The following is an 11,754-nucleotide window of genomic DNA, read 5'->3' on the forward strand; positions in this document are numbered from 1 at the left end:
AGCATTATTTTTATCCCGGCAAAAAACACTCTTCAACACACTGAATAAAAGTATGCATCGCCGGGCTAACCGCTTTTCCGGCATGGTGAGCGCACATTGCCGTAATGGTCTGCGACGGTTCGCCGAAGGGTAATTCAATTAATTCTCCGCACTCCAGCTCTTTTGCTACCGCAAAGCGCGGTAAGTAGCTGACTCCGATATTTGCTGCGACACATCGCTTGATACTTTCAATGCTTATAAGCTCAATGGTGTGTTCCACCGTAATCCGCTGCTGACGCAGCGTGCTTTCAAATATCTGGCGGAAGACGCATTGCGGTTCGTTAATAATAAAGCTACAGGCGTTATGTCTTCCCGGCTCAGTAAAATCGACATCTTCAATATGCGGCGAAGCCACCAGCACCAACGATTGTTCACCTAACTCTCGTCGGTTCAGAGCATCATCATTCCCTACGCGATAAAAGACACCGACATCGGCCTCATCATTCAGCAGTGCATCACGGATCACGTAGCAGTTCAGCGACTGCAACGATAAACGTACTTTGGGTGCGCGTTGCCGAAAACGCTGCAACACCTGCGGCATTCGATAAGAGAGTAGCGTTTCACCTGAAACAACGCGCAGCTCTCCGTCCGGATCCGACTCTTTTTTGGCAGCCTCGCGTAGCGTATCCATCACTCTGGTGAGTTCATAAATGTGCGGCAGCAACTTTTTTCCTTCGCGAGTGAGACACATCCGTCGGCCAATTTTTTCAAACAACTGAACCGAGAACTCCTGTTCAAGCTGCTGAATATGAAAAGTCACCGTCGATTGTGTACAGCACAATTTTTGCGAAGCTCGCAAAAAGGAACCCTCTTCCACCACGGTTTTAAGCGTAATAAAACGGCGCAGATCCATAAACCCAAACCTATCGAGATTGTCGAATTTAGAATGAAAAAACATTCATTTTTTTAAATGTTTCATGTCGGGTACTGTCTACCAAAACAGAGGAGATAACAAGTGACACCGACCCTTTTAAGTGCTTTTTGGACCTACACTCTGATTACGGCCCTCACGCCAGGACCGAACAATATTCTCGCTCTGAGTTCAGCCACGTCGCATGGGTTTCGTCAGAGTTCCCGCGTGCTGGCAGGGATGAGTCTGGGATTTTTAATCGTCATGTTGCTGTGTGCGGGAATTTCGTTTTCACTGGCTGTTATCGATCCGGCAGCAGTGCATTTGTTGAGTTGGGCGGGGGCAGCATATATTGTCTGGCTGGCGTGGAAAATCGCTACCAGTCCAACAAAAGAAGACGGACTTCAGGCAAAACCGATCAGTTTTTGGGCCAGCTTTGCTTTGCAGTTTGTGAACGTCAAAATTATTTTGTACGGCATTACGGCACTGTCGACGTTTGTTCTGCCGCAAACACAGGCGTTAAGCTGGGTAGTTGGCGTCAGCGTTTTGCTGGCGATGATTGGGACGTTTGGCAATGTGTGTTGGGCGCTGGCGGGACATCTGTTTCAGCGATTGTTTAACCGCTATGGCCGTCAGTTGAATATCGTGCTGGCGCTGTTGCTGGTCTATTGTGCGGTACGCATTTTCTATTGAAAGACAAAAGAAAAGCGGAAGAGGTCACCCTCTTCCGCTTAATAACTTGCTACTTAAGCCTTACAGGCTTTCAGTAAAGGTACGAGCGATAACGTCGCGCTGCTGTTCCGGAGTCAGAGAGTTGAAGCGAACTGCATAACCGGATACACGGATGGTCAGCTGCGGATATTTTTCCGGATGCTTAACTGCATCTTCCAGAGTTTCACGACGCAGAACGTTTACGTTCAGGTGCTGGCCACCTTCAACGCGAACTTCTGGTTTAACTTCTACTGGAACTTCACGGTATTCAATGTCACCCAGTTTGCTTACTGCAACCACTTCGTCTTCTGCAAAACCTGCTTTCGCAACGATGCAACGCGCTTCGCCTTTTTCGCTGTCCAGCAGCCAGAAAGAGTTCAGCAGATCGTCATTAGCGGCTTTAGTAATCTGGATACCTGTAATCATGTGATGCCTCCCCGGCAAATTATTTGATTTGATTAGCCTGTCGCGGCCAATTGGTAAAACCATTGTTGCTTGAGTGTATATATACTCCTCAAACACCCTTGATTCTTTGATTTAAATCAATAAAAACCACACATCAAATGTGGTCGTAAATGGATTTTATTGTTTTACATCAACTTATACGAGTGTGGAATTTTACCAATTTACATTTTTTTGCACTCGTTTATGGCTAAAAAATGAGCTTGATTTTGTTCTGTAGAAAGAAGCAGTTAAGCTAGGCGGATTGAAGATCCGCAGGAGAGCGAGATGACTAACCAATTAACCTGGCATGACGTGCTGGCTGAAGAAAAGCAGCAACCCTATTTTCTTAACACCCTCCAGACCGTTGCCAGCGAGCGGCAGTCCGGGATAACCATCTACCCACCACAAAAAGATGTCTTTAACGCCTTTCGCTTTACTGAACTGGGCGATGTCAAAGTGGTGATCCTCGGTCAGGATCCTTACCACGGCCCCGGACAAGCGCACGGTCTGGCATTTTCCGTTCGCCCAGGCATTGCTATACCGCCTTCTCTACTGAATATGTACAAAGAGCTGGAAAATACCCTTCCAGGCTTTACTCGCCCGACACATGGCTATCTTGAAAGCTGGGCACGTCAAGGGGTTCTCCTGCTCAACACCGTATTGACGGTGCGCGCAGGCCAGGCACATTCCCACGCCAGCCTCGGCTGGGAAACGTTTACTGATAAAGTCATCAGCCTGATTAATCAGCATCGTGAAGGCGTGGTGTTTTTGTTGTGGGGATCACATGCGCAAAAGAAAGGGGCGATTATAGATAAGCAACGCCATCACGTGCTGAAAGCGCCACATCCGTCACCGCTTTCGGCGCATCGTGGATTCTTTGGCTGCAACCATTTTGTGCTGGCAAATCAGTGGCTGGTACAACGTGGCGAGACGCCGATTGACTGGATGCCAGTATTACCGGCAGAGAGTGAGTAATTGACGGAAAAATACCGGATGGCAGAATTGCCATCCGGCTGATTTATCAGGCTTTATTCTGACGCCACCATTCGCCAAGCAGCACACCAGTTGCGACAGAGATATTCAGCCCGGCAACGTTGCCAGTACCGTCAATCTTCACGCGCAGATCGTTCGGATCGCGTGCGGCATCCGGTAACCCTTCATATTCCTGACCCAGCACCAGCACCATTTTCGCTGGCAGACTGGTTTTGAACAGCGGTTTACCCTGTTCGCTGGAAGTGGTTACCACGGTGTAACCCGCCTGACGGAAATCATCCAGCACATTAACAATGTTGTCGCCGGTAATCGGCTGAACGTGCTCTGCGCCGCCTTCTGCGGTACGGATTGCCGCACCCGATTCCAGCAACGCCGCATCCTGCACCACAACGCCTTTCACGCCAAAGTGCGCGCAGCTACGCATCATGCCACCCAGGTTATGCGGGTTAGATTCGTTTTCCAGCGCCAGTACGCAATCCTGCGCGCCAGCCTGGCTTACCCACTGCTGTACGGTTGTGCCGTTACGCTTTTTGATCAGGAAGCAAACGCCACCGTGATGTTCCGTGCCTGATGCTTTTGTCAGTTCCGCTTCATCCACTACATGGTACGCTTTGCGGTTTGCCGCCATCCAGCGCAATGCTTCTTTAAAACGTGGCGTTACGCTCTGGATAAACCAGGCGCGAACAATCGCTTCCGGACGGCTCTGGAACAGTGCCTGACATGCATTTTCGCCGTAGACGCGGGTTTCTTCCGCACGCTGACGACGCAAAACTTCGGGATCAATAAAACTTTTACCACTGATGCCACCGTGATCGGCCTTTTCTGGTGCCTCATCACCCGGCGCGCGGGAAACGGTGCGCCACGGCGACTCTTCCCACTTGCGGTCACGGGGCTGACTCTGTTTGTCATCGCGGGCGGGGCGACGGCCACCGTCAGCACGAGATTTTCCTGGACGCCCGCCCCCTTTCCCGGTGCGCGGGTTGTGGGTACGTTTATCAGAATCATCATCACTGCGGACATACATCACTTTGACCTTGCCGCTTTTACCTTTCATTTCATCGTTCATGCTTTTCTCCACCAGCGCTGCGCGAAGCGCGCAGATTACCCGAAGTGCGCGCGGTTCGCCATGATTTCGTACCAAAGCCTGCGACTATCATACCTATTGAATAAAACAGATTGTTGTCTGGAACATTGCCTTTGATAATATGTAACATATTAGAAACATACCGGCGTCATTGCCGATAAGTCTCCTTACTCATCCCGAGGTTAGTTATGAATACCGTTTGTACCCATTGTCAGGCCATCAATCGCATTCCCGACGATCGGATCGAAGATGCGGCAAAATGCGGACGCTGCGGTCACGACCTGTTTGACGGAGAGGTGATTAATGCGACCGGTGAAACACTCGACAAATTGCTGAAAGACGATCTGCCTGTAGTGATCGACTTCTGGGCGCCGTGGTGCGGCCCTTGCCGTAACTTCGCGCCGATTTTTGAAGATGTTGCGCAAGAGCGTAGCGGTAAAGTGCGTTTTGTAAAAGTGAATACCGAAGCCGAACGTGTATTAAGCAGCCGCTTTGGTATTCGTAGCATTCCGACGATCATGATTTTCAAAAATGGTCAGGTTGTTGACATGCTTAACGGCGCTGTGCCGAAAGCGCCGTTCGATAGCTGGTTGAACGAATCTCTTTAATCTTGCCGGGGCGCATCTTGTGCCCCGTTTTCTCCTCTGCGACAATGGCGGTTTTTCGACGCTCTCTCTCATGACCGAAAACGCTGTTCTCCAGTTACGCGCCGAACGTATTGCACGCGCAACGCGTCCTTTTCTTGCCCGTGGTAATCGCGTTCGTCGTTGCCAACGCTGTCTTTTGCCAGAGAAGCTTTGCCTCTGTTCGACAATCACCCCAACTGAAGCAAAAAGCCGTTTTTGTTTGCTGATGTTCGATACCGAGCCAATGAAGCCCAGCAATACCGGACGTTTAATTGCTGATATCTTGCCGGATACTGTCGCGTTTCAATGGTCGCGTACCGAACCCTCGCAAGATTTGCTGGATCTGGTACAAAACCCGGATTATCAGCCAATGGTGGTTTTTCCTGCCTCGTATGCCGGCGAGCAACGGGAAGTCATCTTCTCGCCGCCTTCCGGTAAGCCGCCGCTGTTTATTATGCTCGATGGCACCTGGCCGGAAGCACGCAAGATGTTTCGTAAAAGTCCGTATCTGGATAATTTCCCGGTTATTTCCGTCGATCTTTCCCGGCTTTCTGCCTATCGCCTGCGTGAAGCCCAGGCCGAAGGCCAATATTGTACTGCCGAAGTAGCCATCGCACTTTTAGATATGGCAGGCGATACCGAAGCAGCAACGGGCTTAGGCGAGCATTTCACTCGTTTTAAAACGCGCTATCTGGCAGGAAAAACGCAACATCTGGGTAGCATCACAGCAGAACTGTTAGAAAGCGTTTAAAATCATTCGGTCACTTCTGCGGGAGACCGGTATGAGTCAGCGAGGACTGGAAGCACTACTGCGACCAAAATCGATTGCGGTAATTGGCGCATCGATGAAACCCAATCGCGCAGGTTACCTGATGATGCGTAACCTGCTGGCGGGAGGCTTTAACGGACCGGTACTCCCGGTGACGCCAGCCTGGAAAGCGGTGTTGGGTGTGTTGGCCTGGCCGGATATTGCCAGCTTACCCTTTACACCCGACCTTGCGGTTTTGTGTACTAATGCCAGCCGTAATCTTGCTCTTCTGGAAGAGCTCGGCGAGAAAGGCTGTAAAACCTGCATTATTCTTTCCGCCCCGGCATCGCAACACGAAGATCTCCGCGCCTGCGCCTTGCGCCATAACATGCGCTTGCTAGGACCAAACAGTCTGGGCTTACTGGCTCCCTGGCAAGGTCTGAATGCCAGCTTTTCGCCTGTGCCGATTAAACGCGGCAAGCTGGCGTTTATTTCGCAATCGGCTGCCGTCTCCAACACCATCCTCGACTGGGCGCAACAGCGTGAGATGGGCTTTTCGTATTTTATTGCTCTCGGCGACAGCCTGGATATCGACGTTGATGAATTGCTCGACTATCTGGCGCGCGACAGTAAAACCAGCGCCATCCTGCTCTATCTCGAACAGTTAAGCGACGCGCGACGCTTTGTTTCGGCTGCCCGTAGTGCCTCGCGCAATAAACCGATTCTGGTGATTAAAAGCGGACGTAGCCCGGCGGCTCAACGTCTGTTGAACACCACGGCAGGAATGGATCCGGCGTGGGATGCGGCTATTCAGCGTGCAGGTTTATTACGAGTGCAGGACACTCACGAACTGTTTTCGGCGGTAGAAACCCTTAGCCATATGCGCCCGCTACGTGGCGACCGGCTGATGATTATCAGCAACGGTGCCGCGCCTGCCGCGCTGGCGCTGGATGCCTTATGGTCGCGCAATGGCAAGCTGGCAACGCTAAGTGAAGAGATTTGCCAGAAACTGCGCGATGCGCTGCCAGAACATGTTGCTATCTCTAACCCGCTCGATCTGCGCGATGACGCCAGCAGCGAGCATTATGTCAAAACGCTGGATATTCTGTTTCACAGCCAGGATTTTGATGCGCTGATGGTTATTCATTCGCCCAGCGCCGCAGCGCCCGCAACAGAAAGTGCGCAAGCATTAATTGAAGCGGTAAAACATCACCCTCGCAGCAAGTATGTATCTCTGCTGACGAACTGGTGTGGAGAACACTCCTCGCAAGAGGCACGACGCTTATTCAGCGAAGCCGGGCTGCCGACCTATCGAACACCGGAAGGTACTATTACCGCTTTTATGCATATGGTGGAGTACCGACGTAATCAGAAGCAACTACGCGAAACGCCGGCGCTGCCCAGCAATCTGACCTCTAATACCGCAGAAGCGCATATTCTGCTACAGCAAGCCATTGCTGAAGGAGCGACATCACTCGATACCCATGAAGTTCAGCCCATCCTGCAAGCGTATGGCATGAACACGCTTCCCACCTGGATTGCCACTGACAGCACCGAAGCTGTACATATTGCCGAACAGATTGGTTATCCGGTGGCGCTGAAGTTGCGCTCGCCGGATATTCCGCATAAATCAGAAGTTCAGGGCGTGATGCTCTATTTGCGTACGGCTAGTGAAGTCCAGCAAGCCGCGAACGCTATTTTCGATCGGGTAAAAATGGCCTGGCCGCAGGCGCGTATTCACGGCCTTTTAGTGCAAAGTATGGCTAACCGTGCAGGTGCTCAGGAGTTGCGCGTAGTCGTCGAGCACGATCCGGTTTTCGGGCCGTTGATCATGCTGGGTGAAGGCGGTGTGGAATGGCGTCCTGAAGATCAAGCCGTCGTGGCGCTGCCGCCACTGAACATGAACCTGGCTCGCTATCTGGTCATTCAGGGAATCAAAAGTAAAAAAATTCGTGCTCGCAGTGCACTGCGTCCACTCGACGTCGCGGGCTTAAGCCAGTTACTGGTGCAGGTTTCCAACCTGATTGTCGATTGCCCGGAAATTCAGCGTCTGGATATTCATCCTTTGCTGGCTTCCGGCAGTGAATTTACCGCGCTGGATGTCACGCTGGATATTGCGCCTTTTGAAGGCGATAACGAGAGTCGGCTGGCAGTGCGCCCTTATCCGCATCAGCTGGAAGAGTGGGTAGAATTGAAAAATGGCGAACGCTGCTTGTTCCGCCCGATTTTGCCAGAAGATGAGCCACAACTTCAGCAATTCATTTCGCGAGTCACCAAAGAAGATCTTTATTACCGCTACTTTAGCGAGATCAACGAATTTACCCATGAAGATTTAGCCAACATGACACAGATCGACTACGATCGGGAAATGGCGTTTGTAGCGGTACGACGTATTGATCAAACGGAAGAGATCCTCGGCGTCACGCGTGCGATTTCCGATCCTGATAACATCGATGCCGAATTTGCTGTACTGGTTCGCTCGGATCTCAAAGGGTTAGGCTTAGGTCGACGCTTAATGGAAAAGTTGATTACCTATACGCGAGATCACGGACTACAACGTCTGAATGGTATTACGATGCCAAACAATCGTGGCATGGTGGCGCTAGCCCGCAAGCTCGGGTTTAACGTTGATATCCAGCTCGAAGAGGGGATCGTTGGGCTTACGCTAAATCTTGCCCAGCGCGAGGAATCATGAGTAAGGTACTGGAAATGTTGACCACTTAATCGGGACTGGTGTTATTATTGCCCGCTTATGTCGTCTGCATTGCACAGAGGACCCTTCAATGAACAGAGAAGAAATGCACTGTGATGTTGTCAAAATTTAAGCGTAATAAACATCAACAACACCTTGCCCAACTACCCAAGATTTCTCAATCAGTTGATGATGTCGATTTCTTTTACGCTCCCGCCGACTTCCGGGAGACGCTGCTGGAAAAAATAGCCAGCGCGAAGCAGCGCATTTGCATTGTCGCCCTGTATCTCGAACAGGATGACGGTGGCAAAGGCATTCTGAACGCGTTGTATGAGGCTAAAAGGCAGCGTCCGGAACTGGATGTGCGGGTGCTGGTCGACTGGCATCGTGCACAACGTGGACGCATTGGCGCTGCGGCATCTAACACTAACGCTGACTGGTACTGCCGCATGGCGCAGGAAAATCCGGGCGTAGATGTTCCGGTTTATGGCGTTCCAATCAATACCCGTGAAGCCCTTGGTGTTCTGCACTTTAAAGGCTTTATCATCGACGATAGCGTACTTTATAGCGGTGCCAGCCTGAACGATGTTTACCTGCATCAGCACGATAAATATCGCTACGACCGTTATCATCTGATTCGTAACCGTAAGATGTCAGACATTATGTTTGAATGGGTTACACAGAATATTATGAATGGTCGCGGCGTTAATCGTCTGGATGATGTTAATCGCCCAAAAAGTCCGGAAATCAAGAACGACATTCGCCTGTTCCGCCAGGAGCTGCGTGATGCCGCTTATCATTTCCAGGGCGATGCCGACAACGATCAGCTTTCCGTAACGCCGTTGGTAGGTCTGGGGAAATCGAGTCTGTTGAACAAGACCATTTTCCATCTTATGCCTTGTGCCGAGCAGAAACTAACCATCTGCACCCCCTACTTCAACCTGCCAGCAATCCTTGTGCGCAATATCATCCAGTTGCTGCGCGAAGGGAAAAAGGTCGAAATTATTGTTGGTGATAAAACCGCGAATGACTTCTACATTCCGGAAGATGAACCTTTCAAGATAATTGGCGCACTGCCTTATCTTTATGAGATCAATCTGCGTCGCTTCCTGAGCCGTTTGCAGTATTACGTCAATACTGACCAGTTAGTGGTTCGGTTATGGAAAGATGACGACAACACCTATCACCTGAAAGGGATGTGGGTTGATGATAAGTGGATGCTGGTAACCGGTAATAACCTGAACCCACGCGCCTGGCGTCTGGATCTGGAAAACGCCATTTTGATCCACGATCCGCAACTGGAGCTTGCACCACAGCGTGAGAAAGAACTGGAGCTGATCCGCGAGCATACTACCATCGTTAAGCACTACCGCGATCTGCAAAGTATTGCCGATTATCCGGTGAAGGTTCGCAAACTTATCCGCCGTTTGCGCCGTATCCGCATCGACCGATTAATTAGCCGCATCCTGTAATCACAACCCCGTCCTGTACGGGGTTTGTTTTTTGGAGGCCACGTTTTGCGTATTCTTTTTGTCTGTTCGCTATTGTTACTTTCTGGATGCAGCCACATGGCTAACGATAGCTGGAGCGGGCAGGATAAAGCTCAACACTTTATCGCCTCGGCGATGCTTTCTGCCGCCGGAAATGAATACGCACAGCATCAGGGAATGAGCTCTGACCGTAGCGCCACGTTCGGGCTGATGTTCTCTGTAGGGCTGGGCGCGTCAAAAGAACTTTGGGATAGCCGCCCTGAAGGGAGCGGCTGGAGCTGGAAAGATTTTGCCTGGGATATCGCCGGTGCAAGCACCGGCTATACCATCTGGCAACTGGCGCATCACTAAAGACGCATTCCCTTCCCTTTGCGATGCAATGTTAGTGAAACCAGAAATGCAATAACTGACATAAAGGTGACATACCAGAAGAAGGCTGTTTCCATTCCTACCGATTTCAACGATAACGCTACATACTCTGCGGAGCCACCAAATATAGCATTGGCGACTGCATATGACAGACCAACGCCTAATGCGCGAACCTGTGCCGGGAACATCTCAGCCTTCAGTATTCCACTGATTGAAGTATAAAAACTCACTATCAGCAGGGCGCACATCACCAGACCAAAAGCGGCATAAGGAGAGGAAACGTTCTGCAATGCTGAAAGAATCGGAACGGTAAAAATGGCTGCCAGAGAACCGAAACATAACATTGAAGTTCGGCGGCCAATCTTATCCGACAGTGCCCCAATGAGCGGCTGGATGAGCATAAATACAAACAGTGCTGCTGTCATAATGCCGCTTGCTACGTTTGCGTGCATTCCCGCAGTATTCACCAGATACTTCTGCATGTAAGTGGTGAAGGTATAGAAACAAAGGGAGCCCGCAGCGGTAAAACCGAGAACCATGATGAATGCTCGGCGATTGCGCCATAATCCTTTCAGAGATCCAGCTTCTTTTAAAGCGCGTGTTTCTTGTTGTGAAGTTTCATCCAATTGACGGCGTAACCACAACGCTACAACAGCTAACACAGCTCCTAACGCAAAAGGAATACGCCATCCCCACTCTCTGAGTGCAGCGTCTTCCATGGTGTGTTGTAAAACCACGACAACCAGTAGAGCTAGCAGTTGTCCGCCGATCAACGTGACATACTGAAATGAGGCATAAAAACCTTTACGACCTTCTACTGCGACTTCACTCATATAGGTGGCGCTGGTGCCATATTCTCCACCTACAGATAATCCCTGAAATAAACGCGCGAGAAGCAATAATGCTGGAGCCCAGGTACCGATTGTTTCATAACCAGGCAAACAGGCGATTACCAGTGAGCCGAAACACATCATACACACCGATAACAGCATCGATTTTTTACGACCATGTTTATCGGCTATGCGTCCAAATAGCCAACCGCCTATTGGGCGCATCAGGAATCCCGCAGCAAAAACACCGGCTGTTTGCAGTAGTTGAGTAGTCGTGTTCCCAGAAGGGAAGAAGATGTGGGCGAAGTAGAGTGAACAGAACGAGTAGACATAGAAATCGAACCACTCGACCAGATTACCTGAAGAGGCCCCCACAATTGCCCAAATGCGGCGACGAGTATCACTACTTGTCAGTTTGCCGTCTGCCGTTACAGTGCTTTCTGCCATGCCACTATTTCTCCTGCCATAATCCGATGCTTTGTCGGCTGCTGTTGTTTATTTTTTAGTAAAGTAAATGTTATACATTTGTTGCGTTAGGTTATGCAACCTTAACAGTGACTTTAGTTAGCATGAGAACGGTTATTAAGGCGCTTCAGAAGAGATTTCTGGTAAGGAGAACGCATGGAAGTGGGGAAATTGATGAAACCGTATCCATTGCTGAATCTGGCGTATGTGGGGGAATAATGCACTGTTGCCCCCTACCGTAACCCTGAGTAGGACGGATCAGACGCACCAGCGTCGCATCCGGCATTTTTCTGCACCAGCGCAAAAAGGCCATCCTTACGGATGGCCTTTCGCTTAATTTGATGCCTGGCAGTTCCCTACTCTCGCATGGGGAGACCCCACACTACCATCGGCGCTACGGCGTTTCACTTCTG

General features: G+C 50.5%; 11 protein-coding genes. 7 read left to right on the forward strand and 4 right to left on the reverse strand.

What is annotated here, in order from left to right:
* Positions 1-10: 10 nt before the first annotated feature.
* Positions 11-892 (reverse strand): LysR family transcriptional regulator, encoded by an 882-nt coding sequence (locus tag A7Z29_RS13165; protein ID WP_105290348.1) that lies wholly within the window; start codon positions 890-892, stop codon positions 11-13.
* A gap of 102 nt (positions 893-994) precedes the next feature.
* Here A7Z29_RS13165 and eamB point away from each other — a divergent pair, with 102 nt between their 5' ends.
* The gene (gene eamB, locus A7Z29_RS13170; RefSeq protein WP_032225982.1) at positions 995-1,582 is read left to right on the forward strand and encodes a cysteine/O-acetylserine transporter; all 588 of its coding nucleotides are present in this window, start codon (positions 995-997) and stop codon (positions 1,580-1,582) included.
* Between the two features lie 60 nt (positions 1,583-1,642).
* On the opposite strand, the gene grcA is transcribed toward eamB, so the two are convergent.
* The gene (grcA, locus tag A7Z29_RS13175; protein WP_000627804.1) at positions 1,643-2,026 is read right to left on the reverse strand and encodes an autonomous glycyl radical cofactor GrcA; all 384 of its coding nucleotides are present in this window, start codon (positions 2,024-2,026) and stop codon (positions 1,643-1,645) included.
* Positions 2,027-2,329: 303 nt separating this feature from the next.
* Between grcA and ung the strand changes: the two genes are divergently transcribed.
* Positions 2,330-3,019: a uracil-DNA glycosylase gene (gene ung / locus A7Z29_RS13180; protein ID WP_032225983.1), complete on the forward strand. Its 690-nt coding sequence runs from the start codon at positions 2,330-2,332 to the stop codon at positions 3,017-3,019.
* Between the two features lie 46 nt (positions 3,020-3,065).
* On the opposite strand, the gene A7Z29_RS13185 is transcribed toward ung, so the two are convergent.
* Complete coding sequence (locus A7Z29_RS13185) at positions 3,066-4,103, reverse strand: tRNA/rRNA methyltransferase (RefSeq protein WP_000997415.1); 1,038 nt, start codon at positions 4,101-4,103, stop codon at positions 3,066-3,068.
* Between the two features lie 206 nt (positions 4,104-4,309).
* Here A7Z29_RS13185 and trxC point away from each other — a divergent pair, with 206 nt between their 5' ends.
* The 5 genes from trxC to A7Z29_RS13215 all read left to right on the forward strand — a co-directional run bounded on the left by trxC (position 4,310) and on the right by A7Z29_RS13215 (position 10,028).
* On the forward strand, positions 4,310-4,729 hold the full coding sequence (gene trxC, locus A7Z29_RS13195; RefSeq protein WP_105290346.1) for a thioredoxin TrxC: 420 nt from the start codon (positions 4,310-4,312) through the stop codon (positions 4,727-4,729).
* Positions 4,730-4,799: 70 nt separating this feature from the next.
* Complete coding sequence (tapT, locus tag A7Z29_RS13200) at positions 4,800-5,498, forward strand: tRNA-uridine aminocarboxypropyltransferase (RefSeq protein WP_000138186.1); 699 nt, start codon at positions 4,800-4,802, stop codon at positions 5,496-5,498.
* Positions 5,499-5,529: 31 nt separating this feature from the next.
* Positions 5,530-8,190 carry a peptidyl-lysine N-acetyltransferase PatZ gene (patZ, locus tag A7Z29_RS13205; RefSeq protein WP_105290347.1) on the forward strand — a complete coding sequence of 887 codons (2,661 nt, stop codon included), beginning with the start codon at positions 5,530-5,532 and terminating at the stop codon, positions 8,188-8,190.
* Positions 8,191-8,303: 113 nt separating this feature from the next.
* Positions 8,304-9,659 carry a CDP-diacylglycerol--serine O-phosphatidyltransferase gene (pssA, locus tag A7Z29_RS13210; RefSeq protein WP_000949267.1) on the forward strand — a complete coding sequence of 452 codons (1,356 nt, stop codon included), beginning with the start codon at positions 8,304-8,306 and terminating at the stop codon, positions 9,657-9,659.
* Positions 9,660-9,704: 45 nt separating this feature from the next.
* Complete coding sequence (locus A7Z29_RS13215; protein ID WP_085461030.1) at positions 9,705-10,028, forward strand: YfiM family lipoprotein; 324 nt, start codon at positions 9,705-9,707, stop codon at positions 10,026-10,028.
* Here the strand turns inward: A7Z29_RS13215 and kgtP are convergent.
* On the reverse strand, positions 10,025-11,323 hold the full coding sequence (gene kgtP, locus A7Z29_RS13220; protein ID WP_000841090.1) for an alpha-ketoglutarate permease: 1,299 nt from the start codon (positions 11,321-11,323) through the stop codon (positions 10,025-10,027). The two genes, A7Z29_RS13215 and kgtP, sit on opposite strands and share 4 nt — an antisense overlap.
* Between the last annotated feature and the right edge of the window lie 431 nt (positions 11,324-11,754).

The organism is Escherichia sp. MOD1-EC6842 (assembly GCF_002965705.1).
GTDB classification, from domain to species: Bacteria; Pseudomonadota; Gammaproteobacteria; order Enterobacterales; family Enterobacteriaceae; genus Escherichia; species Escherichia ruysiae.

Coding starts and splice junctions, on each gene's coding strand:
- A7Z29_RS13165 (WP_105290348.1), bottom strand. CDS start 892: ATGGATCTGCGCCGTTTTATTACGCTTAAAACCGTGGTGGAAGAGGGT.
- grcA (WP_000627804.1), bottom strand. CDS start 2,026: ATGATTACAGGTATCCAGATTACTAAAGCCGCTAATGACGATCTGCTG.
- ung (WP_032225983.1), top strand. CDS start 2,330: ATGACTAACCAATTAACCTGGCATGACGTGCTGGCTGAAGAAAAGCAG.
- A7Z29_RS13185 (WP_000997415.1), bottom strand. CDS start 4,103: ATGAACGATGAAATGAAAGGTAAAAGCGGCAAGGTCAAAGTGATGTAT.
- trxC (WP_105290346.1), top strand. CDS start 4,310: ATGAATACCGTTTGTACCCATTGTCAGGCCATCAATCGCATTCCCGAC.
- tapT (WP_000138186.1), top strand. CDS start 4,800: ATGACCGAAAACGCTGTTCTCCAGTTACGCGCCGAACGTATTGCACGC.
- patZ (WP_105290347.1), top strand. CDS start 5,530: ATGAGTCAGCGAGGACTGGAAGCACTACTGCGACCAAAATCGATTGCG.
- pssA (WP_000949267.1), top strand. CDS start 8,304: ATGTTGTCAAAATTTAAGCGTAATAAACATCAACAACACCTTGCCCAA.
- kgtP (WP_000841090.1), bottom strand. CDS start 11,323: ATGGCAGAAAGCACTGTAACGGCAGACGGCAAACTGACAAGTAGTGAT.